The sequence below is a fragment of the Parvibaculum sedimenti genome (assembly GCF_009184905.1).
Classification (GTDB): Bacteria; Pseudomonadota; Alphaproteobacteria; order Parvibaculales; family Parvibaculaceae; genus Parvibaculum; species Parvibaculum sedimenti.
Genome location: NZ_WESC01000017.1, coordinates 1 through 26584 on the forward strand (window position 1 = coordinate 1; position 26584 = coordinate 26584).

Consider the following 26584-nt stretch of genomic DNA (forward strand, 5'->3'; position numbering starts at 1 on the left):
CGGACACAAGCAAAGCCAGATCAAAGATCTGCTCCCTTGGAATTATCCAGTCAAGGTGTGAACGAAACATCGCTTACCGAAAGACGAAAGCTGCCGCACAAACAAAAACACCGCAGCGTTTGAGGCTGCGGTGTTTTTGTTGAATTTGGTTGCGGGGGCAGGATTTGAACCTGCGACCTTCAGGTTATGAGCCTGACGAGCTACCGGGCTGCTCCACCCCGCGTCAAATAGATTTCGAGCCGGCACGCGAGAGCCGGACACAAAGCTCGATTGATGTGTGGGCTGACCGCGGAACGGCTCGTCGTAAAGAAGGGATCCGAATGTTGTGCACTTGGCAGGCCTGGCAGCGACCTACTCTTCCATGCCTTAAGACATAGTACCATTGGCGCAGAGGGGTTTAACGGCCGAGTTCGAGATGGGATCGGGTGCAGGCCCCTCGCAATAACCACCAGGCCGGCAAAATGCACATATTCAGGATACGAATGATTATCTGTCTTTGGTCTTCTTCATCATCATCGCTGTCACTCCTAAGGAATAAGCAGAGATAAATGAGAGTAATCAAGCCAATCGAGCGATTAGTACCGGTAAGCTGCAGGCATTACTGCCCTTCCACACCCGGCCTATCAACGTGGTCGTCTTCCACGGCTCTCAAGGGAAAACTAGTTTTGAGGTGGGTTTCACGCTTAGATGCTTTCAGCGTTTATCCCGACCGTACATAGCTACTCGGCTGTGCCGCTGGCGCGACAACCGATCCACCAGAGGTACGTTCATCCCGGTCCTCTCGTACTAGGGACAAATCCTCTCAATTTTCCTACACCCACGGCAGATAGGGACCGAACTGTCTCACGACGTTCTAAACCCAGCTCACGTACCACTTTAATCGGCGAACAGCCGAACCCTTGGGACCTGCTCCAGCCCCAGGATGTGATGAGCCGACATCGAGGTGCCAAACCTCCCCGTCGATATGGACTCTTGGGGGAGATCAGCCTGTTATCCCCGGCGTACCTTTTATCCGTTGAGCGATGGCCCGTCCACGTGGAACCACCGGATCACTATGACCGACTTTCGTCTCTGCTCGACATGTACGTCTCGCAGTCAGGCAGGCTTATGCCATTGCACTCAACAGCTGATTTCCGACCAGCTTGAGCCTACCATCGCGCGCCTCCGTTACTCTTTGGGAGGCGACCGCCCCAGTCAAACTACCCACCATGCAGGGTCCCGGATCCGGATAACGGACCGCGGTTAGACGCCAGTAAAAGTAAGGGTGGTATTTCACATTGCGGCTCCACACGAGCTGGCGCCCATGCTTCAAAGCCTACCACCTATTCTACACATGCCGTCACTAACGCCACTGCAAAGCTATAGTAAAGGTGCACGGGGTCTTTCCGTCTGACCGCAGGAACCCCGCATCTTCACGGGGAATTCAATTTCACTGAGTCGATGCTGGAGACAGCGGGGAAGTCGTTACGCCATTCGTGCAGGTCGGAACTTACCCGACAAGGAATTTCGCTACCTTAGGACCGTTATAGTTACGGCCGCCGTTTACTGGGGCTTCGATTCAAAGCTTGCACCTCTCCTCTTAACCTTCCAGCACCGGGCAGGCGTCAGACCCTATACGTCGCCTTGCGGCTTCGCAGAGCCCTGTGTTTTTAGTAAACAGTCGCTACCCCCTGGTTTGTGCCCCCGGCCAATGGTTGCCCACTAACCGGGCCTCCTTCTTCCGAAGTTACGGAGGCAATTTGCCGAGTTCCTTCAGCATCGTTCTCTCAAGCGCCTTGGTATACTCTACCAGTCCACCTGTGTCGGTTTAGGGTACGGTCTCATGTGGGGGCTATTTCCTGGAACTCCCAGGCAGCAAGAACAATCCAATAAGTCCTCACTGCTTTCGGCGTTCGTCACCACCCACTGGCCCACGAATATTAACGTGGTTCCCATCGACTACGGCTTTCGCCCTCGCCTTAGGGGCCGGCTAACCCTACGCAGATTAACTTTACGTAGGAACCCTTGGACTTTCGGCGACAGTGTCTCTCACACTGTTTGTCGTTACTCATGTCAGCATTCTCACTTCCGATACCTCCAGCGGCCCTCACGGGTCCACCTTCACGGGCTTACGGAACGCTCCGCTACCGCGCATCTTACGATGCACCCGCAGCTTCGGTGTATGGCTTTAGCCCCGGTACATTTTCGGCGCAGAGACCCTTATTTAGACCAGTGAGCTGTTACGCTTTCTTTAAATGATGGCTGCTTCTAAGCCAACATCCTGGTTGTTTTGGGGTCTCCACATCCTTTCCCACTTAGCCATAACTTTGGGACCTTAGCTGGCGGTCAGGGTTTTTTCCCTCTCCACCACGGACGTTAGCACCCATAGTGTGTCTGCCGAGCAGTACTTCCAGGTATTCGGAGTTTGGTTAGGTTTGGTAATCCGGTAAGGACCCCTAGCCCATCCAGTGCTCTACCCCCTGGAGTATTCACTCGACGCTCTACCTAAATAGATTTCGCGGAGAACCAGCTATTTCCACGTTTGATTGGCCTTTCACCCCTAGCCACAAGTCATCCCCGGCTTTTTCAACAGACGTGGGTTCGGCCCTCCAGTAAGTGTTACCTCACCTTCAGCCTGCTCATGGCTAGATCACGTGGTTTCGGGTCTAATCCGACGAACTGAATGCCCTATTCAGACTCGCTTTCGCTGCGCCTACACCTATCGGTTTAAGCTTGCTCGCCAGATTAAGTCGCTGACCCATTATACAAAAGGTACGCTATCACCCTTGCGGGCTCTAGCTGTTTGTAGGTATCCGGTTTCAGGAACTGTTTCACTCCCCTAGTCGGGGTGCTTTTCACCTTTCCCTCACGGTACTTGTGCACTATCGGTCGCGCAGGAGTACTTAGGCTTGGAGGGTGGTCCCCCCATGTTCAGACAGGATTTCACGTGTCCCGCCCTACTCGTATCCCCAATCCTTCAACACCTGTACGGGGCTATCACCCGCTAAGGCCTGACTTTCCAGACAGTTCCAGTTAGAAGAATTGAGGCATTGGCCTAGTCCGCGTTCGCTCGCCACTACTAACGGAGTCTCGGTTGATGTCCTTTCCTCCGGGTACTGAGATGTTTCAGTTCCCCGGGTTCGCTTCGTTAACCTATGTATTCAGTTAACGATACCCTTGCGGGTGGGTTGCCCCATTCGGAAATCCACGGATCAAAGCTTGCTCACAGCTCCCCGCGGCTTATCGCAGCGTGCCACGTCCTTCATCGCCTCTGCGCGCCAAGGCATCCACCAGATACCCTTAAGACGCTTGATTACTCTCATTATCACTGCTCATTCCCAGATGTCCGAAGACACCCGGTCATGTTTTGATGACAACGAAAAGACCAGATAATCATTCGATTTACCCGTCCACGAGACCCTTTAGTTAGTGTGGGTTGGTCTCGCCGCAGGACCTCATGTGCATGAGGCGCTCCTGCGAACTGGCGAAGCTGATGGTTCTCCAGAGAAACCCCGTCCAGGGTGACGCCATCAAACCCATCAGCCGGCTACGCCAGCATCGGGTAAATCCCTTCTTCACGATGTAAATGAACTGGGCCCATACACTTAGTGTACGAACCAAATCTGTTCTGGACGAGCAATCTCGCTCACGGCATCCGCCAGCACTGTCAAAAGCGCCTTGGTGGAGCCGGACGGGATCGAACCGACGACCTCAAGCTTGCAAAGCTAGCGCTCTCCCAACTGAGCTACGGCCCCGATAAGGCATTCGAGCTAGCCTGAAAGCTTGGTGGGCCTGGGTAGACTCGAACTACCGACCTCACGCTTATCAGGCGTGCGCTCTAACCACCTGAGCTACAGGCCCCGCTATAAGCGTGCGCTCGTCCAAAAACCCGGTCGGATCGCAGGCCATATTGCCAGCGAACAACCAGGTTCAAAGAGAAAGAGAAACGAAGACGGCGGCATCCCGCTCTGTCTTTAGAGATACTGCGCGGAAAGGCTGACTACCTTTCTCACCAGCATCATGTCTATTGAGGATCCGATAAGAGCAAGCTCTTGAAGGATCTTCCTTAGAAAGGAGGTGATCCAGCCCCAGGTTCCCCTAGGGCTACCTTGTTACGACTTCACCCCAGTCGCTGACCTTACCGTGGTTGGCTGCCTCCTTGCGGTTAGCGCACCAGCTTCGGGTAAAACCAACTCCCATGGTGTGACGGGCGGTGTGTACAAGGCCCGGGAACGTATTCACCGCGTCATGCTGTTACGCGATTACTAGCGATTCCACCTTCATGCTCTCGAGTTGCAGAGAACAATCCGAACTGAGACGGCTTTTTGGGATTTGCACCGGGTCACCCCTTCGCTGCCCATTGTCGCCGCCATTGTAGCACGTGTGTAGCCCAACCCGTAAGGGCCATGAGGACTTGACGTCATCCCCACCTTCCTCCGGCTTATCACCGGCAGTCCCTCTAGAGTGCCCAACTTAATGATGGCAACTAAAGGCGAGGGTTGCGCTCGTTGCGGGACTTAACCCAACATCTCACGACACGAGCTGACGACAGCCATGCAACACCTGTCTCCGGTCCAGCCGAACTGAAGGAAACCATCTCTGGTAACCGCGACCGGGATGTCAAGGGTTGGTAAGGTTCTGCGCGTTGCGTCGAATTAAACCACATGCTCCACCGCTTGTGCGGGCCCCCGTCAATTCCTTTGAGTTTTAATCTTGCGACCGTACTCCCCAGGCGGGGTGCTTAATGCGTTAGCTGCGTCACCAAACAGCAAGCTGCCTGACAACTAGCACCCATCGTTTACGGCGTGGACTACCAGGGTATCTAATCCTGTTTGCTCCCCACGCTGTCGCACCTCAGCGTCAGTACCGAGCCAGTGAGCCGCCTTCGCCACTGGTGTTCTTTCCAATATCTACGAATTTCACCTCTACACTGGAAATTCCACTCACCTCTCTCGGACTCGAGTGATCCAGTTTTGGAGGCAGTTCCCGGGTTGAGCCCAGGGATTTCACCTCCAACTTGGAAAACCGCCTACGTGCGCTTTACGCCCAGTAATTCCGAACAACGCTAGCCCCCTTCGTATTACCGCGGCTGCTGGCACGAAGTTAGCCGGGGCTTCTTATCCAGGTACCGTCATTATCTTCCCTGGCGAAAGAGCTTTACAACCCTAAGGCCTTCATCACTCACGCGGCATGGCTGGATCAGGCTTTCGCCCATTGTCCAAGATTCCCTACTGCTGCCTCCCGTAGGAGTCTGGGCCGTGTCTCAGTCCCAGTGTGGCTGATCATCCTCTCAGACCAGCTATGGATCGTCGCCTTGGTGAGCTTTTACCTCACCAACTAGCTAATCCAACGCGGGCCCATCTAGGGGCGATAAATCTTTCACCCGAAGGTCGTATACGGTATTAGCACAAGTTTCCCTGAGTTATTCCGTACCCCTAGGTAGGTTCCCACGTGTTACTCACCCGTCTGCCACTGCTGTATTGCTACAACCGTTCGACTTGCATGTATTAAGCCTGCCGCCAGCGTTCGTTCTGAGCCAGGATCAAACTCTCAAGTTGAGTTGATCCGACTTATCAATCTCGCGAGGAAAATCGCGAGACGCGACGCAAGACACATACTCTCGTTATTGCCGACCTTGCGGCCGGGTAACGGGGTAGTGTGTTTTGAAACGTCAGACAGTCGGTATTTGGTTTGCTCGCAGATCCCAGTTTTAAGGCTGGGCGAGCTCGCCAGGACACCGCCGTCCACGTTTCTCTTTCTCTAACCACAATGTCAAAGAGCACCTAAGCTTCTCAGCACTTTCGCGCCTCGAAACCGAGGGTCGTAACCGACCCGAAGGACAGCCATGCCACCGCTTCCGGAGAAGTCGGGGCGTGCCGTCACCCATCGTTGGATCGTCTACTAGACCACAAGAGCAACTGTCAAGCAAGCTTTTCAGAAGCTCTTACCGTCGGTAGCGCGCCGCGTTTGCGTTGCGCCGTGGTCTCGTTCGGTGAGGCGGTTTATAGGGGGGTAGCCTTGCCCCGTCAAACCCTTTTTTGCGTCAATTTCCAAAAAAATTCACGCTCTTTACGCTTGACTCTCTCGGACCAATTTGTGTTGAGCGACAAGCACTTCTCGCGACGTGATTCCGGCCCGGATCATGCTCTATCACGCTTCGGGCGACGTTCACCGACGTCCCTTAAGGGGCGTTATGGGACAGCTTTCGCGTACCCGTCATATAGCTGAGCCAAAATGGGAAGATAACGCTGCTGAAAGACATAACGCGCGTTGACAGGGGTGGCCCGAGAACGCATCGTTTGATCACGGCAGATTACAGTTCGTTACCGGGCGCTCGCGGGGGTGCTCGGCAGCGGGGCGGAAGCGGACGCGGGGTCCGCTCTGGACGACCAGGGGATATCTACTTGTACGACACGGGGAAGAATTCCGACGAATTCGGCATGGATAAGGGCGGCTCCGAGGCGGATGCCGGCGGTGAGACGTTCGCGCCGGTGGCCCGATTCCGTCGGTCTCTCCAGCGTTCCATGAAGCTCTATTTGTCGGTTAGCCGCCTGGTTCTGGGCCAGAGCCTCGGCCAGCACCGCTGGCTTGCGGCTACCGGTCTCGCGGGCGCGCTCTCCTTTGCGCTGCTTGGCGCGGGCGTCTCGGCCCTCGTCGCCCCCTATTCAGACGTTGAAACAGCGGCCCTAACTGCCGATCAGGCGCCGCAGATCGTTGCCCTTGACGCCGACGGTCCGGTCGAGCGGGTCACTTTGGGTGCGGAGGCACCCACGGAAGAGGCCCCCGCTCAAACCGCGTCAAACGAACCCACGGCGGCCGAGACGGCCGGGATCGCCACCTCATCGGCCCACACCGAGCTTGCTGCACCCGTCGCGCCGGCCGAGCCGAAGGAAATCCAGACCAAGGTCGCCATCAATGACGGCGAGACGCTGATGCAGGTGCTGACCGACGCGGGCGCCGATCGCGTCGACGCCTATCACGCCATAGCTGCGATGAAGCCGCACTTCAGCCCGTCGAAAATGCGAGCGGGACAGGAAGTATCACTTACCTTCCTGACCAATCCGACCGCCGAGAAAGACGAACCCGCCAAGCTTCTCACCTCGATCTCCCTTCAGCCCGATATCGAACGCGCCATTCAGGTGAACCGAGCCGAGGATGGCAGCTACCGGACCCAGGAATTCCAGAAAGAACTGAAGAGCGGCTTCGCCCACGCTAAGGGCGCAATCAATTCAAGCCTCTTCCTCGACGCGCAGCAGGCCGGCATTCCGGCGCCGATCATCCTCGAAATGATCCGCATGTTCTCCTACAGCGTCGACTTCCAGCGCGAAATTCATCCCGGCGACACCTTCGAGGTCTTCTTTGACCGGAAATATGACGAAGACGGCATTCCGGTAAAGGAAGGCCAGATCGCCTATGCCTCGCTGACCGTTGACGGAAAGCCCTATCGTCTCTGGCGTTTCAAGACCGCCGATGGCGACTGGGACTATTACGACGAAAACGGCAACAGCATGAAGAAGTTCCTGATGAAGACGCCTGTCGATGGCGCCCGCATTAGCTCGGGCTTCGGCATGCGCAAGCATCCGATCCTCGGCTTCACCAAGTTCCATGAGGGCGTCGACTTCGCAGCGCCGAAAGGCACGCCGATCTATGCCGCAGGCGACGGCGTCGTAAAGATCGCCGGCTGGGTCAATGGCTACGGCAATTTCGTCGAACTCAGCCACGCCAACAGATACGAAACGGCCTACGGCCACATGAGCGCTTTCGCCAAGGGCATCCACCCCGGCATACGTGTCCACCAGGGTCAGGTCATCGGCTATGTCGGATCGACCGGCCGCTCTACGGGCCCGCATCTCCACTATGAAATCCACATCGCCGGCAAGAAAGTGAACCCGCTCGGTGTCAAGATGGCGACGGGCGAGAAGCTCGGCGGCAAGCAGCTTGCGGCCTTCAAGGCGACGCGGGCCAATGTCGGCAGCCAGATGGCCGAGACGCCGCTGATGACAAGGGTCGCGCAGGCGTCCGAGACACCGAAGGCGAATTGACAGAGCTACAGAGTTCGGGATGGAGATCGAAAAAGGGGCCGGGAAACCGGCCCCTTTTCATTTGTCGCAACTGCAAGGCATCAGTGAACCGTGCATCCCGGAGGCGTCGTCCCCGGCAACATGGCCATCCACAGTGTCGTGGCCATTGATCACGATACCCTCGGCGCTGCCCGAAACCGTTACCGTCTCGCCATCCTTGATCCGACCTTCGAGCAGAAGCTCCGCGAGCGGATCCTGCACATTGCGCTGGATGACGCGCTTCAGCGGCCGCGCACCATAGACGGGGTCATAGCCCTCATCCGCAAGCCAGGTTCTGGCGCTTTCGTCGAGATGGATCGCGATCTTTCGGTCCGCCAGAAGCTTCTGAAGACGCTTCATCTGAATATCGACGATCAAGTCCATCTGCTCGCGCGTCAGGCGATGGAAGAGCAGGATTTCATCGAGGCGGTTGAGAAATTCCGGGCGGAACCGTGACCGCACGACATCCATCACCTGCTCGCGAACGTCCTCCACCGCACCGCCTTCGGCGAGATATTCCGCGCCGAGATTGGAGGTCATGATGATGAGCACGTTCTTGAAATCGACCGTGCGGCCCTGCCCGTCCGTCAGTCGCCCATCGTCGAGCACCTGAAGCAGGACGTTGAAGACATCCGGATGCGCCTTCTCGATCTCGTCGAAAAGCACGACCTGATAGGGCCTGCGGCGAACCGCTTCCGTGAGCGCGCCGCCCTCCTCATAGCCGACATAGCCCGGTGGAGCGCCGATCAGACGCGAGACCGAGTGCTTTTCCATATATTCAGACATGTCGAGTCGGCAGATCGCCTGATCATCGTCGAAAAGGAAATCGGCAAGCGCCTTGGTGAGCTCCGTCTTGCCGACGCCCGTCGGCCCAAGGAAGAGGAAGGAACCGATCGGCCGATTCGGATCCTGCAATCCGGCGCGCGCGCGACGCACGGCCCGCGCAACGGCGGAAACCGCTTCCGACTGACCGATAACGCGCTGACCGAGCGCCGATTCCATCTGCAAGAGCTTCTCGCGCTCACCCTCGAGCATCTTGTCGACCGGAATCCCGGTCCAGCGCGAGACGACCTGCGCAATATGGGCTTCGGTCACAGCCTCCTCGACCAGAGTACCGGCTGCGCCCGCGCGCTTTTCCATTTCCGCGAGCTTCTTTTCAAGCTCGGGGATGACGCCATAGGCAAGTTCCGACGCCCGCTCAAGCTTGCCCGCGCGCTGCGCCTGCACGAGTTCATTGCGCGCACCGTCGAGTTCTTCCTTGAGCTTCTGCGCACCCGCGAGCTTCGACTTCTCCGCCTGCCAGGAAGCCGTGAGGTCGGCGGATTTCTTTTCGAGATCCGCAAGCTCGTCCTCGATCTTCTCCAGACGGTCTTTCGAGGCCTCGTCTTTTTCCTTTTTCAACGCCTCGCGTTCGATCTTGAGCTGAATGACCCGACGGTCGATCTCGTCAAGCGCCTCCGGCTTCGAATCGACCTGCATGCGAAGCCGGCTCGCAGCCTCGTCCATCAAGTCGATGGCCTTGTCCGGCAGGAATCGGTCGGAAATGTAGCGGTCCGACAGCGTTGCCGCCGCGACGATCGCCGAATCGGTGATTCTCACGCCGTGATGAAGCTCGTACTTCTCCTTGAGACCGCGAAGAATCGAGATCGAATCCTCGACCGTCGGCTCTTCGACGAAAATCGGCTGGAAGCGGCGGGCAAGCGCCGCGTCCTTTTCGATATATTTGCGGTATTCGTCGAGCGTCGTCGCGCCCACGCAGTGAAGTTCGCCGCGTGCCAGAGCAGGCTTCAGCAGATTTGACGCGTCCATCGCGCCATCCGTCTTTCCCGCGCCGACGAGCGTATGCAATTCGTCGATGAAAAGGATGACGCCGCCCTCGCTCGACCCCAATTCGGTCAGAACGGCCTTCAACCGCTCCTCGAATTCGCCGCGATATTTGGCGCCCGCGATCAGCGCTCCGAGATCGAGCGACAAAAGCCGCTTGCTGCGGAGGCTTTCAGGCACATCGCCATTGACCACGCGCAGCGCGAGCCCCTCGGCAATGGCGGTCTTGCCGACGCCGGGCTCACCGATGAGCACGGGATTGTTCTTCGTGCGCCGGGCCAGAACCTGAATCGTGCGGCGAATCTCTTCGTCGCGCCCGATCACCGGGTCGAGCTTGCCCGACCGCGCCTCGGCGGTGAGGTCGCGCGTATATTTCTTCAGCGCCTCATAGCCCTCCTCGGCAGAAGCCGTGTCCGCCGTGCGGCCCTTGCGCACGCGTTCGATCGCCTCGTTGAGCGATTGCGCTGTGACGCCGGCCGTCTTGAGGATTTTTTCTGATTCGGTCCCCGGCTCGAGCAGCAGCGCGAGGAGCAGCCGTTCGGCCGTGACGTAGGAATCGCCCGCCTTCTTCGCAAGCTTTTCGGCCTGATCGAAAATTCGCGCCGTCTCGGGCGCTAGATAAAGCTGGCCGGCAGCGGAGCCCTCGACCTTGGGCAGCTTGTTCAACGCCGTTTCGACGCCGGTAAGCGCCTGCTCGGGCTTGCCACCCGCCGCACGAATGAGACCGGCGGCGAGCCCCTCCTCATCGTCGAGCAAAACTTTCAGAATATGCTCGGGGGTAAAGCGCTGGTGTCCCGAGCGCGTGGCGAGCCCCTGCGCCGACTGGAGGAAACCGCGGCTGCGGTCCGTATATTTTTCCAGATCCATCTCTCGTCCTTTCAAGCACGTCCCGCGAGGTCCTGCGCCTCCAAAAAAGGAGAGCGCCCCGGCACCTCTTTCGAGCGCCTTTTTCTAAATATCGCTTACTCTCCCTAAGGGGAGCATTGCGCTGGATCAGCCCTCCTGGAGGCACCGTTCCAAGGCAGATATGGTGTGACCTCCCCGCCACACAAGAGGGGTATCCCCCGGATTTCCGCGCGTTTTGGAGCAAGAGACATGGTCGGCACGGCAAGGATCAAGGGGCTCTACCGCTACCCCGTCAAAGGGCTCTCGCCCGAGCCGATGACAGAGGCGGCGCTCACCCCCGGCGAAACCATTGCCTGGGACCGCGCTTTTGCCATCGAGAACGGGTCGACGGATTTTGATGCCTCCGCGCCGAAGCATTTTCCCAAGATCAAATTTCTGATGCTGATGAAGAATGAGCGCCTTGCCCGGCTTCACTCCCGATTCGACGAGCGAACGACGACGCTCACGCTCTCGGAAGATGGCCGTGAGGTCGCGCAGGGCAACCTCATGACGGCGGAGGGCCGCGCGGCCATCGAAGGTTTCATGGCGAACTACATGAAAGCGGAGCTCCGGGGGGCGCCGAGAATCGTCCACGCGCCCGGCTTTTCCATTTCGGATGTAGCGGCCAGGGTTGTCTCGATCATCAATCTGGCCAGCGTCCGCGAACTCGAAAAGCTGCTAGGACGGCCGGTCGACCCCTTACGCTTTCGTGGCAACATATATGTCGAGGGCCTGACCCCTTGGGAGGATCACGACTGGGCCGGTAAGGAAATTCGCCTTGGAGCGGTTCGCGCGAAAGGCTTCATGCCGATCAAACGCTGCGCTGCGACCAATGTCGACCCCGTGACCGCCACGCGCGACATGGAAATTCCGGTGACGCTGCAAAGATACCTCGGCCACATGAATCTCGGCCTTTATGCGGAAGTGCTCGATACGGGTACGATTCGGCCCGGCAACACGGTCGCACTCGTCTGAAATGGAAAAGGCGCGAGTTCCCGCCGGAACGCCCGCGCCTCTTCACGAAATCACGCCCTATCAGACTGCGGGCGCCTCATCCACGCTGGACGGGGCAGAGCCCTCGTCGCCTTCCGAGGCCTGACGTTCGCCACCGGCCTCATGGCGCGGACGACGACGGCGGCCCTGGCGGCGGCGCGGAGCTTCCGCGCCTGGCACGCCTCCGGGAATGCCTTGCGCATATCCGTCGCCGCGCGCTTCGCCATCGGCGATGACCGGCTGCTCGGATTCCGGCTGGACATCCGGCTCGCCTTGAGGCTGCTGGCCGGCATTCGGATTCTGCTGACGTTCGCCGCGACCATCGCCCCTGCCCTCACTGCGGCCCTGACGCTGCCCGTGCTGCTGCGGCTGCTGGTGATAGGGCTGATTCGGGAAATGCGGCTGCGGCTGCTCGGGGGAGAAATCTTCCTCCTCCTCGTCCTGATCCTCATCGGGGCGATAGCCCAGATTATGCTGCGGACGGGGCTGCCCCTCATTCATGACCTGCGAGGCCATCAGAAGCCGGTAGTAATGCTCAGCATGCTGATAGTAATTTTCCGCCATGACGCGGTCGCCAGCCGAGATCGCATCACGCGCAAGCTGCTGGTACTTCTCGCAAACATGAGCGGCGGTACCGCGAATCTTCACATCAGGTCCATTGCTATCATAAGCGCGGTTGCCCGAATTCTGCGGCTTGCGTCCACGCCCACGCGAGCGCTTGGAGTTGTTCTGCCCCTGCCTCATATGGTCACTATCTCGCCTACTGTTCATCTTGAGAGTTCAAAGCATTTCCGCTGTGTCCGCACCGGGCGCAATACGCGCGGCTAATGGACGATCGCCGACCCATTATCGGCATGCGCAATCTGCGTGGCGGACTTCAGCACCAATAACGCCCTCCGGCCCCGCCGGTTTGGTCATGTCGGATGCTCAGAAGTTCCGGCCCCTGGCGCCTTTGCCTGCGATCCAAGCTGGGATCGCTTGCCGGCGCCCGCCCTCGGGTCACCTCAAGCTCTCTTTAAACCATCATATTCGGCGGTTTGAAGAGCGAGGTGAACTGTCCCTTGGCTCAATACCCTGCAGGCAACCTAGACCCTAAAGAGACGCTTTCCAAACATTTTTTACAAGCCGCGAATCCTGATTTCAACGGCGTGGCAACCGCGCAACGATGACGCGCGGAACGCCGGCAAGATCGGCCACCGCGTCGCGGACCTCAAGCCCGGCCTCCGAAAAAATCTTCGCCACATCGGCTTCCTGCCCGATGCCCAATTCGACGACGGCATGGCCTTCCGGCGCAAGAAGCCGCGGCAGTTCCACGCTGATAGCGCGATATGCGTCATAACCATCCGCGCCGCCATCGAGCGCCAGCCGCGGATCGAAGGCCTGCACTTCTTCATCCAGCGTCGCGATGATGGCCGTGGGAATGTAGGGCGGGTTGGAAATCACCAGATCGAATCGTTCATCCATGCCTTGCGCCCAATTCGCGCGGCGAAACGCCGCACGGGCACCGCATCCCAACGCGGCGGCATTGCGGTTAGCGACATCGAGCGCCGCATCGGAAATATCGACGCCCAACCCTTCAGCGTCGGTGCGCTCGTGCAGAAGCGCAATAAGAAGACAACCCGTCCCCGTGCCAATGTCGAGAATCCGTGGCGCCTCCACATCGCGCAGAAGAGCGATCGCCGTCTCGATCAGCGTTTCGCTGTCGGGGCGCGGGTCGAGCGTCTCCGGCGTCACCTCGAAAGTGAGTCCCCAGAACTCGCGCGCGCCGAGAATGCGCGAAACGGGCTCATGCGCCATGCGCCGCGCTTCGAACTTCCGCAGCTCTTCCAGTTCAGTTTCGCCAAGCCGCTTGCCTGGCTCGCGGATCATTTCGATTTCGTCGCAGCCCGCTGCCGCCTGCACCAGAAGCCGCGCATCGAGCGCGGGATTTTCGATGCCCGCCTGTTTGAAACGCCAGGCGAGCATCCGGTACTCATGATCGCGGGTGGTGATCACGCTTCTTCCCCGAGGGCGGCGAGCCGCTCCGCCTGATCCTCGGCAATGAGCGCCGAGATGATTTCGTCTAGCGCTTCACCTTCAAGCACCTGGTCGAGCTTGTGCAGCGTCAGATTGATACGGTGATCGGTGACCCGGCTCTGCGGAAAATTGTAGGTGCGGATACGCTCCGAGCGATCGCCGGAACCGACCTGTCCCTTGCGGTCCGCAGCACGCTCGCGGTGGATGCGCTCGCGCTCCGCCTCGTAGATTCGCGCGCGGAGAATCTGCATCGCGCGCGCCTTGTTCTTGTGCTGGGACTTCTCGTCCTGCTGCGCGACGACGATACCGGTCGGCAAATGGGTGATGCGGACCGCGCTTTCGGTCTTGTTGACGTGCTGCCCGCCCGCGCCGCTCGCGCGGTAAACGTCGATGCGGAGATCCTTGTCCTCGATCTCGACGTCTACATCCTCGGGCTCGGGCAGAACGGCGACCGTCGCCGCCGAGGTATGGATGCGTCCGCCCGCTTCCGTCGCCGGAACGCGCTGCACGCGATGAACGCCCGATTCGAATTTGAGTCGCGCGAAGACGCCCTTGCCGGAAATCTCCGCGACGATTTCCTTGTAACCGCCGACTTCGCCTTCAGACGCGCTGATGAGCTCGACCTTCCAGCCCTGTTTCTGCGCGTAGCGCTCATACATGCGGAAAAGATCGCCCGCGAAAAGCGCCGCCTCGTCGCCGCCGGTGCCAGCGCGAACCTCGAGAATGACGTTACGCTCGTCGGCCGCGTCCTTGGGCAGCAGCATCAGCTGCATTTCCCTCTCGAGGGCCGGAAGCTCCGCATCGATCCGATCAAGTTCCTCGCGCGCGATCTCGGCCATCTCCTTGTCGGAGAGAAGCGCGCGCGCTTCCTCACGCGCCGCTTCAGCAGCCTGCAACTGCCTGACCGCTGCGGCGACCGGCGACAGTTCCGCAAATTCCCGCGACAGCGCAACGAAGCGTTCGCGCGATACATTCGCGTTCATTTCGGACTGAACCGCTTCGAAGCGGTCGAGCAGCTTGTGCAATCTGTCCTGGGGAATCATCGTCTCGACTTCATCGGAAATTGGAACCAGCAGCTTTCATGCGCCTACGCGCCTCCTGAAAGCCCGGCTAATCCCCGGCGAGAACGCGCGGCTCTTTCGCAGCTTCTTCCGCCGCCCGCGCAGCCTCGATTTCCTTCGCCTTTTCTTCGACGAGGCCCACGAGGTGATCGACGATCTCCTCGTTCCTGATCTTGTGATCGGTAACGCCGGCGAGATAGACCATGCCCGAGCCAGCGCCGCCGCCAGTGAAGCCGATATCCGTCTGCTCCGCCTCGCCCGGCCCGTTGACGACGCAGCCGATGACCGAAAGCGTCATGGGCGTCGGAATATGGGCGAGCCGTTCTTCAAGCAGTTTCACGGTACCGATGACGTCGAAGCCCTGCCGCGCGCAAGACGGGCAGGAAATGATCGTCACGCCGCGATGGCGCAGATTGAGCGACTTCAGAATATCGAAGCCAACCTTCACCTCCTCGACCGGATCAGCCGAGAGCGAAACGCGGATCGTGTCGCCAATGCCCGCCCAGAGCATCGAGCCGAGGCCGATCGAGGATTTGATCGTGCCGGTCATGAGGCCGCCCGCCTCGGTGACGCCGAGATGGAGCGGGCAATCGATGGCCTCGGCAAGCTGCTGATAGGCCGCGACGGTCAGGAAGACGTCGGAGGCCTTCACGCTGATCTTGAATTCGTGAAAATCGTGATCCTGCAGGATGCGCGCATGATCGAGCGCACTCTCGACCATCGCTTCCGGGCAGGGCTCGCCATATTTCTCCAGCAGGTCGCGCTCCAGCGAACCGGCATTGACGCCGATACGCATCGAAAGCCCGTGATCCTTCGCCGCCTGCACGACCTCACGCACGCGCGCCGCCGAACCGATATTGCCCGGATTGATGCGAAGGCAGGAAGCGCCCGCTTCCGCCGCCTCAATGGCGCGCTTGTAGTGAAAATGGATGTCCGCAACGATCGGGATATTTGTCGCCCGCACGATCTCCTTGAGCGCCTTCGTCGAATCCTCGTCCGGGCAGGAGACGCGCACGATATCCGCACCCGCCTCCTCGATGCGGCGGATCTGCTCGATCGTCGCCTTCGCATCCGAGGTGAGCGTGTTCGTCATCGTCTGAACAGTGATGGGCGCGTCGCCACCCACCGGCACCGATCCCACATGGATCTGCCGGCTCTTCCTGCGGGTTATGTCACGCCAGGGACGAATACTCATCTGTCGATCGAGGTTCCAGCCGGGCCTGCCCGGCAAAAATGCTGTGTCCGGCAAGCCGGTCGCTTGAGGCTTATGCGGCCCATTCATAGCAGAAATAGGGCGCGAGCCGGAAATCCCGTTCTATCGGGCTGCTGGCGCACCCTGCTGGGCAACGCCAGCGACCGGGGCCTCAGCTGCGCTGCGCTGCGGATTGCCGGCCAGAAGCGCCGCCGCATCGAGCGGCTTGCCCGTCAGAACCAGCGTGGGTGGGCCTGCGAGGCCGAGCGAGGCTCCATCGACCAGAATTTCGAACGCGCTGGCATCCCGCGCCACGAGGATGACGCCCGGCTTGGCCGGAACGCGGTAGCTGTCACCGAGCGAAAGCGTCCGCTCAATCAGCACATGCCCCTGCGCATCTTCGACGCGGATCCAGGCGTCGTTCTTGCGAGCGCGGACAACCACCCGCCCGTCGATATTCTCACCGCCAAAGGCCTGACCGGCCGGAACCGGAGGCAGCGCCGGAGCAAGGTCGGCCTGCGACGGCACGGGAGCGGCGCCGGGTTGCGGCTCAAGCGCGGCCATCTGCTGCGCAGGCGTCTGGACGGCTGCGGCTTCGGCGCTCGCAGCGGCAGGCGCAGCAACCGGCGCGGGCGGCGCGGCATAGACGACGGCGGCGTCCGGCTGGGGCGCGGAAACACCGAGAAGCTGTGACGAATTGTTTGCGCCCTGGGGCCGCGTCGCAGCGGACGCCGGATCGCCGCTCAGCACTGGGCGCTCGTCCGGAGCGCCAGTCGAACCGGCCCGCTCCTCGATTCGCTCAGGCACCGGCGGAACGCGCTCCGCCATCATCTTGTCGGCGGACCGCGTCAGCAGCCAGCCGCCATAAATACCCAGCGCAACAACCAGCCCGACGATCAGGAAAGTCCCGCGCGGCAGCCTCGTCTCCTCGGTCACCTTCGGAAAAGTGAAGGCGTCCATGGCATTTTCGCTCTGGTCGATCTCGAACTTGAAGCGCTCGACCACATGGCCAATGTCGAGGCCCAGATATTCTGCATAGGAACGGATAAAGCCGATGGCATAGGCACGGCCCGGCAGATCGTCGTGGCGGCCCTCTTCAAGAGCCTCGAGCTGTTCGCGGCGGATGCGGAGCGCAGCGGCAATGGTGCGGAGGTCTTCGCCGCGCCGCATGCGGGCGGCACGCAACTCGGCGCCAACCGTATCGACTGGAAGAGGAGCATCGCTGCTGATGTCGCGCAGATGTAGCCTGCGACGGACCTCCGACCTCTCGTCAGCCGGTGGCGTCGAACTATTGATCATGGCCTTGGGATCTTCCCCGAGCTTAGCCGTCCCCATATGCGCGTCACCATCTGGCGAATTGATCGACCTGCTGTGCCAGTTTTGGACATCTGCAGGCGCCCCCGCCTGAATTTGCCCTAAGTCGATGCGAGCGCCGAGTTTTTACCGGAATAGGCGCCCCCGCAGCCACCCACCGGATGCATAGAATAAATCAAAACTGCCAAACAATCGCAACTGCCGATTGAGCCAAAGGCGTGTAAATCGCCCGAAAAGGAGACAACACAGCAACAGACGTCATCGTTCCGTCAAACGACGACGCGATGATCTTTCGCGAAGGAGTTGAGTTGCTCGCGAAGCGATGAAACCGGGAGCGCGTAAAGCTCCTCCATGTAGCTTTCCAGCGAGCCGACATCGAGCGACCGCGTCATCATCTTGACAGGGCCAATTGCCGCCGGCGACATCGAAACGCGCCGGAAACCGACACCGAGCAGCGCCATCGCCTCCAGCGGTTTTCCCGACATTTCGCCACAAAGCGTTATCGGCACCCCTTGCGCCCGGCATTTCACGACAATCGACCTCAGAAAGCCGAGGACGGCGGGGCTGAGGAGATCGTAGCGATTGGCAACGCGCGGATTGCCGCGATCCGCCGCAAAGAGGAACTGAAGCAGATCGTTGCTCCCAACGCTGACGAAATCGACGAGCGGAAGCAGAGTATCGAGTTGCCAGACGAGCGACGGGACCTCAAGCATCGTCCCGATCTCGATCTTCGCGGGCGCCGGCCTGCCGAATTTGGCGAGCCTCGCCAGCTCCTTGTCGACGAGGCTCCGCGCCCGCTTGAATTCGGCGACCTCGGCAACCATCGGGAACATGACGCGAAGCGAGCGCCCCGCCGCCGCCGTCAGCAGCGCGCGAAGCTGATGACGCAGAAGCGCCGGACGGTCGAGACCGATGCGGATCGCGCGCCAGCCCAGCGCCGGGTTCTCTTCCTTGAAGGCCGCCATATCCATATATGGCAGCATCTTGTCACCGCCGATATCGAGCGTGCGGAAAACGGCCGGCTTGTCGCCCGCAGCGTCGAGCACGGCGGAATAAAGCTCGATCTGGTCCTTGAGGCTCGGCAGCTTCGACGCGACCATGAACTGCAGCTCGGTGCGGAAAAGCCCGATGCCCTCGGCGCCCGATTCATGCAGATGCCGCAAATCGACCTGAAGGCCCGCATTGACGTAGAGATCGATCTTCTTTCCGTCGACGGTGATTGCGGGCTCATGGCGGATCGCTTCGTACTGTGCCTGCTTGCGCGCGCGAAAGCGCGCCTTTTCCGAGTAGGAATCGATGATGTCCTGCGACGGGCGCACATAGACCTCGCCCGCATCGCCATCGACGATGATCGCATCGCCCTGGTCGATATGGTCGAGAATGGCCTCTGCCCGGCCAACTGTCGCAATGCCCAGCGCCCGCGCGACGATGGTCACATGCGCGTTCTGCGCGCCTTCCTCGAAGACGAGGCCGCGCAACCGCTCTTTGTCGTAGTCGAGCAGTTCCGCCGGACCCATGTTGCGCGCAATGACGATGGCGTCGTTCGGCAGATTGCCGCTCGCCGACGAAAGCTTGACACCGGTAAGCTGGCGCAGGAGCCGGTTCGCCAGATCGTCGAAATCATGAAGCCGTTCGCGCAGATAGGGATCGGCGGCGCGCTGCAAACGCGCCCGCGTGTCGTTCTGCACCCGCTCGACGGCGGCTTCGGCCGTGAGGCCCGTGCGCACGGCCTCGCTCATGCGTTGCAGCCAACCGCGATCATTCGCGAACATGCGATAGGCCTGAAGCACCTCGCGATGCTCGCCTGCATGGCTGAGGTCTTCCGTCTCGAGCATGTCGTCGATCGAGCCGCGAAGCTCGTAAACCGCCTGCTCCAGCCGGTTCAATTCGACATCGACATCCTCGGCGATGAGCTTGGTGACATGGACGCGCGGCTCATGCAGCACCGCATGGCCGAGCGCGATGCCTTCAGCAAAGGAGCCGCCCTTGACGTGAAACGGGCGACGGCGCGTCGTCGTCGGCTCGTCGAGCTCCTGCAGATTGATAAGGTCGCCCGCCGCCACCACTTCGGCAAGCACCATGGCCACCGTCTGCAGCGCCTCGACCTCTTCCTCGGTATAATTGCGCTTGGTGCGGTTCTGGACGACCAGAACGCCGACGACGCGGCCCGCCCTGAGGATCGGCACACCCATCAGCGACTTGTAGACCTCTTCGCCCGTCTCCGGACGATAGGCGAAGCCCGGATGTGATTGCGCGTCCGCGAGATTGAGCGGTCTTGCGTGAGCGGCAATGTCGCCGACAAGGCCTTCGCCGACCTTCAGGCGGGTCTTGTGAACGGCGCTCGGCTTCAGACCTTCGGTCGCGAAGAGTTCAAGCTCCCGCGTGGGCCGCATCAGGTAGACGGAGCACACCTCCGCGACCATGTTGGCCGCGATCAGCACGACGATCTTGTCAAGCCGCTTCTGTGCCGCCTGTGGCTCCGCCATGACCTCGCGCAGCCTGCGGAGCAAGACGCGGGGACCACCGACGGAGCCCGCCATCAGTTTGCGTCCCTTTGGCTGCCGCTCGCACGGCGCACGAATCTGCGGCGGCGCCGGAGTGCCGTCTGCATCTTCGCGGCCATCCGGCCGGATATGGCGAGCTGAAGGTTCACGCGATCTCCGTTATTCGCCGTCGAGCCCATAGGCCGTGTGCAGGGCGCGCACGGCAAGCTCGGTATACTCCGCTTCGATCAGTACGCTGACCTTGATCTCCGACGTGGTGATCGCAAGGATGTTGATGCCCTTGGCGGCCAGCGTCTGAAACATCGTCTTGGCGACGCCCGCATGGCTGCGCATGCCGATGCCGATGATGGAAACCTTGACGACATTGGTGTCGGTCTTGATTTCCTTCGCGCCGATCTCGGCCTGCGCCTTGCGGATCACGTCCTCGGCGCGGGCAAGCTCGGCCTGCGGCACCGTGAAGGTCATGTCGGTGCTCTTGCCGTCGTCGGACACATTCTGGATGATCATGTCGACATTGATCGAATTGTCGGCAAGTGGCCCGAAGACCTTGGCGGCGACGCCAGGCCTGTCTTCGACCTTGACGAGCGTAATCTTGGCTTCGTCCTTCGAATAGGCGATGCCACTGACGACTTGCTGTTCCACGATTTCTTCCTCGTCGCAAACGAGAGTGCCGACTATGTCTCCAGCCCCGGTTCCTTGGGGAGCATCGGGCGCATCGAAGCTCGAGCGGACCTGAAGTCGCACTCGATAGACCATGGCGAGCTCTACGGAACGGGTCTGAAGAACCTTGGCGCCGAGCGACGCCATCTCCAGCATCTCCTCATAACTGATTTTATCAAGCTTTCGGGCCTTCGCAACGATGCGCGGGTCCGTCGTATAGACGCCATCGACATCCGTATAGATGTCGCAGCGGTCGGCCTTGATCGCCGCTGCGATCGCGACCGCGCTCGTATCCGAGCCGCCGCGTCCGAGCGTCGTGATTCTATTATCGGGGCCAAGGCCCTGGAACCCGGCGATGACGGCAACCTGGCCCTCGCCGAAGCGCCGGATCAGCTCGTCCCCGTTTATGTCCTGAATACGCGCCGCTCCATGCGCATTGTCCGTGCGGATGGGTATCTGCCAGCCGAGCCAGGAACGCGCCGGAATGCCGATGCGCTGCAACTCGATCGCGAGCAACCCCACCGTCACCTGCTCGCCCGTCGCGACGATAGCGTCATATTCACGCGCGTCGTGGAGCGGCGCGGTTTCGCGCGCCCAGGCGACGAGCTGATTCGTGGTGCCGGACATGGCGGAGACGACCACCGCGACCTCATGGCCTGCGTCCACCTCGCGCTTCACATGCTGGGCGACATTGCGGATCCGCGCGATGTCGGCCACCGATGTGCCGCCGAACTTCATGACCAGTCTGGCCATTCCTGAAAATCCTGTCTTCCGGCCCGAGGACCTCTAGCTTACGCACACCCGTTCCGGCCGCCCCGCTGGACCCGAGCCATGCGGACGCCCTATATCATGTCGCGTTTGGGATGGACCTGATGCCGAACCGGGCCTGAGCCCATACATACTCGGATGGCACTGGCCTCGCAACCGGGACCGGGCGAAGATCGACGCCGCGCAATGCCGCACCTGCGAAGGAACTTTCTGATGACGAGCACCGCCAAAGCCCCTGCAGGGCCCAGCACCGTCGATCCGGACGACATTGCCCGCTTTTCGGCCATCGCCGCCGAGTGGTGGGACCCGGCGGGCAAGTTCCGTCCGCTGCACAGATTCAATCCCATTCGGCTTGGCTTCATCCGCGAACGCGTTTGTATGCATTTCGGTCGAGAGACGAAGGCGCTCCACCCCTTTGCCGGCCTTCGGCTTCTCGATATCGGCTGCGGCGGCGGGCTCCTTTCCGAGCCCATGCGACGGCTCGGCGCCACAGTTCTGGGTGCGGATGCCGGCGAAAAGAATATCGCGACGGCCTCCGTCCATGCCGGCGAGCAGGGCCTCGACATCGATTATCGCTGCACCACGGCCGAGGCGCTGGCCGAAGCCGGCGAGCGGTTCGACGTCATCCTCAACATGGAAGTCATCGAGCATGTGGCGGACAGGGACGCCTTCCTCAAGGCCTGCGCGGCCATGCTGAAGCCCGGCGGCCTCATGATCGTGGCGACGCTCAACCGGACGATGAAGGCATTCGGCCTTGCCGTCCTCGGCGCTGAATATGTGCTGGGTTGGCTGCCGCGCGGCACGCATGAATGGTCGAAATTCGTGACGCCTGACGAGATGCGGCAGGGCCTTGTCGCGGCCGGCCTTGAGGTCCGCGAAGTGAGCGGCGTCAGCTACAACCCGATCAGCGACATCTGGAAGCTCTCGGGCGACACTGGCGTCAATTACATGGCCGTCGCCGTGAAGCCTGCAGGCTGAGGCAAGAATTAAAGCTAGCGATAGCTAGCATCTTGACGGAAAAACCCTGCCTCGCCATTGTGCTTCACAGAACACGATGGGGGAACGACAGGCATGCATCGCGCATGGAAAACAGCAGCCATTGCGGCATTGATGGGCCTTGCGCTCTCCGGCTGCGGCAAAAAAGAGGAAGCGGCCAAGCCCGTCAAACTCGACGAGCGGCTTGCCGGTATCTACAGCCGCACCTGCCAGACCTGCCACGAAAATGCCGAAACCGGCGCGCCATCTGCACATGACCTGGCGGCGTGGAAGCCGCGCCTTGCGCAGGGTGACGCAGTGCTGGCCGATCACATCATCAACGGCTTCAAGGGCATGCCACCGCTCGGCCAGTGTATCGAGTGCTCCGAGGAAGATCTGCTCACGCTCATGAAGTTCATGGCCTCGGCACAAGCCAAACAAGACAAAGAAAACTGAGAAAGCACGTCGCATGAACGCTTCACGCCGCCAACTGCTGAAATTCGCCACCGCCGCCAGCGCCCTGGCCGCGACCGGCACGATTCCCGCCCTAGTCGAAAGCGCCTTCGCGGATGTTGTGCCTCCCGCGCGGAAAGCCCTTCCCTGGCGAAACTGGTCGGGCGGGCAGTCTTGCGAGCCATCGGTCCGTGCTGCGCCTGCAAGCGAGGCCGAACTTGCCGAACTCCTGAAAAGGACGGCAGCGCCCATCCGCGCCGTCGGCGCCGGCCACTCCTTTTCCGGCCTGGTCCCCACCCAAGGCACACTGCTGACGCTCGACCGCATTTCCGGCGTCGTCGATCACGATCCTGCGACGCATCAGGCGACTGTGCGCGCGGGCATGCGGCTTGCCGCCATGGCGGACGAACTTGCCCGGCGTGGCCTCGCCCTCGCCAACCTGCCCGACATCAACAAGCAGTCGCTCGCTGGCGCCATCTCGACCGGCACGCATGGAACCGGCGTCGGGATCGGCTCACTGTCGAGCTTCGTGACGGGCCTGCGCCTCGTCACAGCCTCCGGCGAAACGATCGACTGCGACGCCCAAACACGACCCGAGATTTTCAACGCCGCTCGCGTTTCCCTAGGTGCCCTCGGCATCATCACCGAGATTCGCATCCAGGCTCAGCCGCTCTACAAGCTGAAACGCCGCACATGGATCGCGCCCGTCGACGAAATGCTGGAGCAGGTGCCGGACCTCGAAGCGAAGAACCGCAACTTCGAATTCTATTACATCCCCTACTCCGGCATGGCGCTCGGCATCGTGAACAATGAAACGGACGAGCCGGAGACGCCCACGCCCGTCAACGAGGACGATAACGGCCTGCGCGAATTGAAGATGTTGGAAGACTGGCTCGGCTGGGCGCCCTCGCTGCGCCGCTGGGCGATCCAGAAGGCCCTTGCAGGCCGCGCTGCGGAAGAGCGCGTCGACTACTCGCACAAGACGCTGGCGACCGAGCGCGGCGTGCGTTTCAACGAAATGGAATATCATCTGCCGCGCGAGGCGGGCCCGGCGGCGTTGCGCGAGATCATCGACACGATCGAGAAGAACAACATCAAGGTCTATTTCCCGATCGAGTTCCGCACCACCGCGCCGGACGAGATCTGGTTGAGCCCCTTTTATGAACGCAAAAGCTGCTCTATTGCCGTCCACCAGTTCCACGAGTGGGACTACCATCCCTATTTCGCAGCCATCGAGCCAATCCACCGCAAGCATGGCGGCCGCCCACATTGGGGCAAGCTCAACACGCTGACGGCGGCGGATTTCTCGACGCTCTATCCGAAGTGGAAGGATTTCCTCGACGTCCGGGCGAGCCTCGACCCCCAGTCGAAATTCCTCAATCCCTATTTGAAGAAGGTCTTCGGCGTCGCCTGAGGCGGCCCAGTTCGCCCGTCTCAGTTCGCCCGCCTCAGTTGGCCCGTCTGGGCGGCACGACCGGAAGCGGCGCGACCTCGACGCCTTCCTCGATCAGCTCGCGGGCTTCGTCCGGCGTCGTCTCGCCATAGATGCCGCGCTGCTCCTCTTCGCCATAATGGATACGCCGCGCGGTTTCGGCGAACTTGTCGCCCACATAGTCGCAATTCTCTTCTACATGTTTGCGGATCGCAGTCATCGCCATGACGATTTTCTGCGCAACCTGTGTTGCGTCTATTGCGTCGCGCTTCTTCGTGCCCGCTACATTGGGCGCCATCAGGCCTTTACGCACCTTGACGCTGCCGCAGACAGGGCACGTCACCTCGCCCGCCTTCACCTGCTCGTCGAAAACGGAGGATGAGCGGAACCAGCCGTCAAACTCGTGTTCCCTTTCGCAAAGAAGCGCGTAGCGGATCATGACGCCTCCTTCACCGCGCTTGTCTTCGGCAAATCGAAACTCTTGTCATGGAGAAGGCTCGGTACACGCGTCCGCGCCTCGTCCACCCTCGCCGGATCAATCTCGGCCACGACGATGCCGGGCTCGGTGCCAGCCTCCGCAATCACTTCGCCCCACGGTGCGGCGATGAGGCTATGGCCGAAGGTCTCGCGGCCGTTTTCATGTCGCCCGCCTTGCGCGGCCGCAAAAACGAAGGAGCCCGTCTCGATGGCGCGAGCGCGCAGCAGAACATGCCAATGCGCCTCGCCGGTCTGCCGCGTGAAGGCGGCAGGCACGGTGAGGAAGCGTGCGCCCGCATGGGCAAGCGCGCGATAGAGATAGGGAAAGCGCAAATCGTAACAGATGGTGAGCCCGACCCGGCCCCAAGGCAGATCAGCGATCACGGCCTCTGTGCCCGCATCGAAATTACGCGACTCGCGATAGGACTCGCCGCCCGCCAGATCGACATCGAACATATGGATCTTGTCGTAGCGCGCGGCGATGGAGCCATCCGGCGCAACAAGGAATGAGCGGTTGGCGAGTTTCGCCTCCGCCACCTTGATCGGCAGCGAACCGATCGAGAGCCAGATTTTCTTTTCTCGGGCGACGGCGCGAAGCGCGGCGAGCGCCGCATCGTCGCCTTCGGCCCGTGTCTTCTCAAAGAGAAGACCGCGCTCAGCCTCCATGATCGAGGTGTTTTCCGGCGTCAGCACGAAGGCCGCGCCCTCATCCGCCGCACGGGCGACGAGCGACACAGCGGCTTCCGTATTCGCCGCGACATCGCGCCCCGCGCGCAATTGCACGCAGGCGGCGATGAAGGATGAATTGCGGGAACCGGTCATGGCTTTCTTCAGGCCGCGAGCAGCGGATCGAGCTTGCCTGCGCCTTCGAGCGCATAGAGATCGTCACAACCGCCGACATGGGTTTCCCCGATGAAGATTTGCGGCACGGTATAGCGCCCACCCGCGCGCGCCGTCATTTCATCGCGCCTGGCGGCATTCCCGCTCACGTCGATCTCGTGGAACTTCACACCCTTCTTGCCAAGCAAGGCCTTGGCCCGCATGCAATAAGGACAGGTCATCGTGGTGTAGATGGTCACTTCCGCCATGGGCGGCACTCCTTAGAAAACAGGTTTATATATCATATAGTTGCCCCATCGCCGGGAACAACCCGGGCAAGGCAGAGCACCCGAACCTCCGCCGTCCCCGCGGCATTAAGCGCGCGGGCGCAGGCTTCGACAGTGGCGCCGGTCGTGATCACATCGTCCACGATCACGACAATCCGGCCCTTCACCAATTCTTTCGCACGCCCCCTGAGCCGGAAGGCGCCCGCCACATTGCGCCGCCGCGCCGAGCCCGAAAGCCCTACCTGCGGTCGCGTCGCCCGCATGCGCTCAAGGAGGTCCGGCATAAAGGACACGCCAGACAGCCCGGAAATCCGCCGTGCCAGCTCCGCCGACTGGTTGAAGCGCCGCGAGAAGAGCCGCCGCCTGTGGAGCGGCACGGGCGCGATGAAATCCGCGCCATCGAGGAGTTCTGCCCCCGCGCGCGTCATCCAGCGGGCGAAAGCAGGCGCCGCTTCCATGCGGTCGGCATATTTGAAGCGATGGACGAGCTTCGCACTCTCGTCAGAATAGCGCATCACCGCGCGGGCCTTCGCGTAGGGCGGCGGCGAGGCAAGGGCCGCGGCGCTGACGATGCCGGGGCCCGGATCGTAGGGAAACGGAACACCGCTCACAGGGCAGAAAGGCGCGTCAATGAAGCCGACCGCGGCCCAGCAGGCGCCGCAGAGGGCGCCATGCGCCTCCACGCCCTGCCCACAGGAAAGGCAAAGCGGCGGCAGGGCCATGTCGGCAAGCCGGCCCGCAAGCCCGCGCGCAGCCCGCGCCCAGCCTACGCCTCGCTCCGCGAAGCCCAATGTTTCGTCGATGCCCCCGTCCATGAGCGAAACCTAGCGCCCCGACGCTCCCGGGCAAAGCCCGCGCTTGCAGCCCGTGCCCGCGATCACCATG

General features: G+C 61.0%; 17 protein-coding genes, 3 tRNA genes and 3 rRNA genes. 5 read left to right on the forward strand and 18 right to left on the reverse strand.

Translation table 11 applies throughout. From position 1 onward, the window contains the following. Positions 1 to 146: 146 nt before the first annotated feature. From F2P47_RS15545 to F2P47_RS15570, 6 genes are all read right to left on the reverse strand, one after another. Positions 147 to 223 (reverse strand) — tRNA-Met (locus F2P47_RS15545). 115 nt (positions 224 to 338) lie between these two features. After that, positions 339 to 453 (reverse strand): 5S ribosomal RNA (gene rrf / locus F2P47_RS15550). 101 nt (positions 454 to 554) lie between these two features. After that, a 23S ribosomal RNA gene (locus F2P47_RS15555) occupies positions 555 to 3294 on the reverse strand. Between the two features lie 364 nt (positions 3295 to 3658). Next, positions 3659 to 3734, reverse strand: a tRNA-Ala gene (locus F2P47_RS15560). A 29-nt stretch (positions 3735 to 3763) separates the two neighbouring features. Next, positions 3764 to 3840, reverse strand: a tRNA-Ile gene (locus F2P47_RS15565). 209 nt (positions 3841 to 4049) lie between these two features. Continuing rightward, positions 4050 to 5537, reverse strand: a 16S ribosomal RNA gene (locus F2P47_RS15570). The 16S, 23S and 5S rRNA genes sit together here with 3 tRNA genes alongside, the layout of an rRNA operon. An 846-nt stretch (positions 5538 to 6383) precedes the next feature. Here F2P47_RS15570 and F2P47_RS15575 point away from each other — a divergent pair. Continuing rightward, positions 6384 to 8021 carry a peptidoglycan DD-metalloendopeptidase family protein gene (locus F2P47_RS15575; RefSeq protein WP_152217306.1) on the forward strand — a complete coding sequence of 546 codons (1638 nt, stop codon included), beginning with the start codon at positions 6384 to 6386 and terminating at the stop codon, positions 8019 to 8021. A gap of 57 nt (positions 8022 to 8078) precedes the next feature. Here F2P47_RS15575 and clpB read toward each other — a convergent pair whose 3' ends face one another. After that, complete coding sequence (gene clpB, locus F2P47_RS15580; protein WP_152217307.1) at positions 8079 to 10730, reverse strand: ATP-dependent chaperone ClpB; 2652 nt, start codon at positions 10728 to 10730, stop codon at positions 8079 to 8081. A 228-nt stretch (positions 10731 to 10958) separates the two neighbouring features. Between clpB and F2P47_RS15585 the strand changes: the two genes are divergently transcribed. Then, positions 10959 to 11723 (forward strand): MOSC domain-containing protein, encoded by a 765-nt coding sequence (locus F2P47_RS15585; RefSeq protein WP_152217308.1) that lies wholly within the window; start codon positions 10959 to 10961, stop codon positions 11721 to 11723. 60 nt (positions 11724 to 11783) lie between these two features. On the opposite strand, the gene F2P47_RS15590 is transcribed toward F2P47_RS15585, so the two are convergent. The 7 genes from F2P47_RS15590 to F2P47_RS15620 all read right to left on the reverse strand — a co-directional run bounded on the left by F2P47_RS15590 (position 11784) and on the right by F2P47_RS15620 (position 21241). Next, positions 11784 to 12485 (reverse strand): DUF4167 domain-containing protein, encoded by a 702-nt coding sequence (locus tag F2P47_RS15590; RefSeq protein WP_152217309.1) that lies wholly within the window; start codon positions 12483 to 12485, stop codon positions 11784 to 11786. Positions 12486 to 12881: 396 nt separating this feature from the next. After that, entirely contained in the window at positions 12882 to 13736 is an 855-nt protein-coding gene (gene prmC, locus F2P47_RS15595) for a peptide chain release factor N(5)-glutamine methyltransferase (protein ID WP_343032320.1), read from the reverse strand. Then, positions 13733 to 14800 carry a peptide chain release factor 1 gene (gene prfA / locus F2P47_RS15600; RefSeq protein ID WP_152217310.1) on the reverse strand — a complete coding sequence of 356 codons (1068 nt, stop codon included), beginning with the start codon at positions 14798 to 14800 and terminating at the stop codon, positions 13733 to 13735. The genes prmC and prfA overlap by 4 nt, the downstream gene beginning before the upstream one ends. A 67-nt stretch (positions 14801 to 14867) precedes the next feature. Next, positions 14868 to 16013, reverse strand: coding sequence for a flavodoxin-dependent (E)-4-hydroxy-3-methylbut-2-enyl-diphosphate synthase (ispG, locus tag F2P47_RS15605; protein WP_152217311.1), 1146 nt, complete (start codon positions 16011 to 16013; stop codon positions 14868 to 14870). 120 nt (positions 16014 to 16133) lie between these two features. Next, a complete protein-coding gene (locus F2P47_RS15610; RefSeq protein ID WP_185681155.1) occupies positions 16134 to 17309 on the reverse strand; it encodes a helix-turn-helix domain-containing protein in 1176 nt (391 codons plus the stop codon). A gap of 284 nt (positions 17310 to 17593) precedes the next feature. Continuing rightward, a complete protein-coding gene (gene ptsP / locus F2P47_RS15615; protein WP_152217313.1) occupies positions 17594 to 19864 on the reverse strand; it encodes a phosphoenolpyruvate--protein phosphotransferase in 2271 nt (756 codons plus the stop codon). 123 nt (positions 19865 to 19987) lie between these two features. Continuing rightward, positions 19988 to 21241, reverse strand: coding sequence for an aspartate kinase (locus F2P47_RS15620; protein ID WP_152217314.1), 1254 nt, complete (start codon positions 21239 to 21241; stop codon positions 19988 to 19990). A gap of 228 nt (positions 21242 to 21469) precedes the next feature. Here F2P47_RS15620 and ubiG point away from each other — a divergent pair, with 228 nt between their 5' ends. The 3 genes from ubiG to F2P47_RS15635 all read left to right on the forward strand — a co-directional run bounded on the left by ubiG (position 21470) and on the right by F2P47_RS15635 (position 24098). Then, a complete protein-coding gene (gene ubiG, locus F2P47_RS15625; protein WP_152217315.1) occupies positions 21470 to 22234 on the forward strand; it encodes a bifunctional 2-polyprenyl-6-hydroxyphenol methylase/3-demethylubiquinol 3-O-methyltransferase UbiG in 765 nt (254 codons plus the stop codon). Positions 22235 to 22327: 93 nt separating this feature from the next. Further along, positions 22328 to 22687: a c-type cytochrome gene (locus F2P47_RS15630; protein ID WP_152217316.1), complete on the forward strand. Its 360-nt coding sequence runs from the start codon at positions 22328 to 22330 to the stop codon at positions 22685 to 22687. Positions 22688 to 22700: 13 nt separating this feature from the next. After that, positions 22701 to 24098 (forward strand): D-arabinono-1,4-lactone oxidase, encoded by a 1398-nt coding sequence (locus F2P47_RS15635; RefSeq protein ID WP_152217317.1) that lies wholly within the window; start codon positions 22701 to 22703, stop codon positions 24096 to 24098. 34 nt (positions 24099 to 24132) lie between these two features. Here F2P47_RS15635 and F2P47_RS15640 read toward each other — a convergent pair whose 3' ends face one another. Genes F2P47_RS15640 through F2P47_RS15655 form a run of 4 tightly spaced genes read right to left on the reverse strand, consistent with a single transcriptional unit; the run spans position 24133 to position 26514 of the window. After that, positions 24133 to 24555: a DUF1178 family protein gene (locus tag F2P47_RS15640; protein ID WP_152217318.1), complete on the reverse strand. Its 423-nt coding sequence runs from the start codon at positions 24553 to 24555 to the stop codon at positions 24133 to 24135. After that, positions 24552 to 25415, reverse strand: coding sequence for a carbon-nitrogen hydrolase family protein (locus F2P47_RS15645; protein ID WP_152217319.1), 864 nt, complete (start codon positions 25413 to 25415; stop codon positions 24552 to 24554). Before F2P47_RS15645 ends, F2P47_RS15640 begins: the two co-directional genes overlap by 4 nt. Positions 25416 to 25423: 8 nt before the next feature. Next, positions 25424 to 25681, reverse strand: a complete 258-nt coding sequence (grxC, locus tag F2P47_RS15650) for a glutaredoxin 3 (RefSeq protein ID WP_152217320.1) — start codon at positions 25679 to 25681, stop codon at positions 25424 to 25426. Between the two features lie 32 nt (positions 25682 to 25713). Beyond that, positions 25714 to 26514 (reverse strand): ComF family protein, encoded by an 801-nt coding sequence (locus F2P47_RS15655; RefSeq protein WP_152217321.1) that lies wholly within the window; start codon positions 26512 to 26514, stop codon positions 25714 to 25716. Positions 26515 to 26584: the final 70 nt, after the last annotated feature.

Bases quoted from the DNA above. Each gene is read 5' to 3' on its own strand.
- F2P47_RS15590 (WP_152217309.1), bottom strand. From the start codon at position 12,485: ATGAGGCAGGGGCAGAACAACTCCAAGCGCTCGCGTGGGCGTGGACGC.
- grxC (WP_152217320.1), bottom strand. From the start codon at position 25,681: ATGGCGGAAGTGACCATCTACACCACGATGACCTGTCCTTATTGCATG.
- F2P47_RS15640 (WP_152217318.1), bottom strand. From the start codon at position 24,555: ATGATCCGCTACGCGCTTCTTTGCGAAAGGGAACACGAGTTTGACGGC.
- F2P47_RS15585 (WP_152217308.1), top strand. From the start codon at position 10,959: ATGGTCGGCACGGCAAGGATCAAGGGGCTCTACCGCTACCCCGTCAAA.
- F2P47_RS15655 (WP_152217321.1), bottom strand. From the start codon at position 26,514: ATGGACGGGGGCATCGACGAAACATTGGGCTTCGCGGAGCGAGGCGTA.
- F2P47_RS15635 (WP_152217317.1), top strand. From the start codon at position 22,701: ATGAACGCTTCACGCCGCCAACTGCTGAAATTCGCCACCGCCGCCAGC.
- ptsP (WP_152217313.1), bottom strand. From the start codon at position 19,864: ATGGCGGGCTCCGTCGGTGGTCCCCGCGTCTTGCTCCGCAGGCTGCGC.
- clpB (WP_152217307.1), bottom strand. From the start codon at position 10,730: ATGGATCTGGAAAAATATACGGACCGCAGCCGCGGTTTCCTCCAGTCG.
- ubiG (WP_152217315.1), top strand. From the start codon at position 21,470: ATGACGAGCACCGCCAAAGCCCCTGCAGGGCCCAGCACCGTCGATCCG.
- prfA (WP_152217310.1), bottom strand. From the start codon at position 14,800: ATGATTCCCCAGGACAGATTGCACAAGCTGCTCGACCGCTTCGAAGCG.
- F2P47_RS15610 (WP_185681155.1), bottom strand. From the start codon at position 17,309: ATGATCAATAGTTCGACGCCACCGGCTGACGAGAGGTCGGAGGTCCGT.
- ispG (WP_152217311.1), bottom strand. From the start codon at position 16,013: ATGAGTATTCGTCCCTGGCGTGACATAACCCGCAGGAAGAGCCGGCAG.
- F2P47_RS15645 (WP_152217319.1), bottom strand. From the start codon at position 25,415: ATGACCGGTTCCCGCAATTCATCCTTCATCGCCGCCTGCGTGCAATTG.
- F2P47_RS15620 (WP_152217314.1), bottom strand. From the start codon at position 21,241: ATGGCCAGACTGGTCATGAAGTTCGGCGGCACATCGGTGGCCGACATC.
- F2P47_RS15630 (WP_152217316.1), top strand. From the start codon at position 22,328: ATGCATCGCGCATGGAAAACAGCAGCCATTGCGGCATTGATGGGCCTT.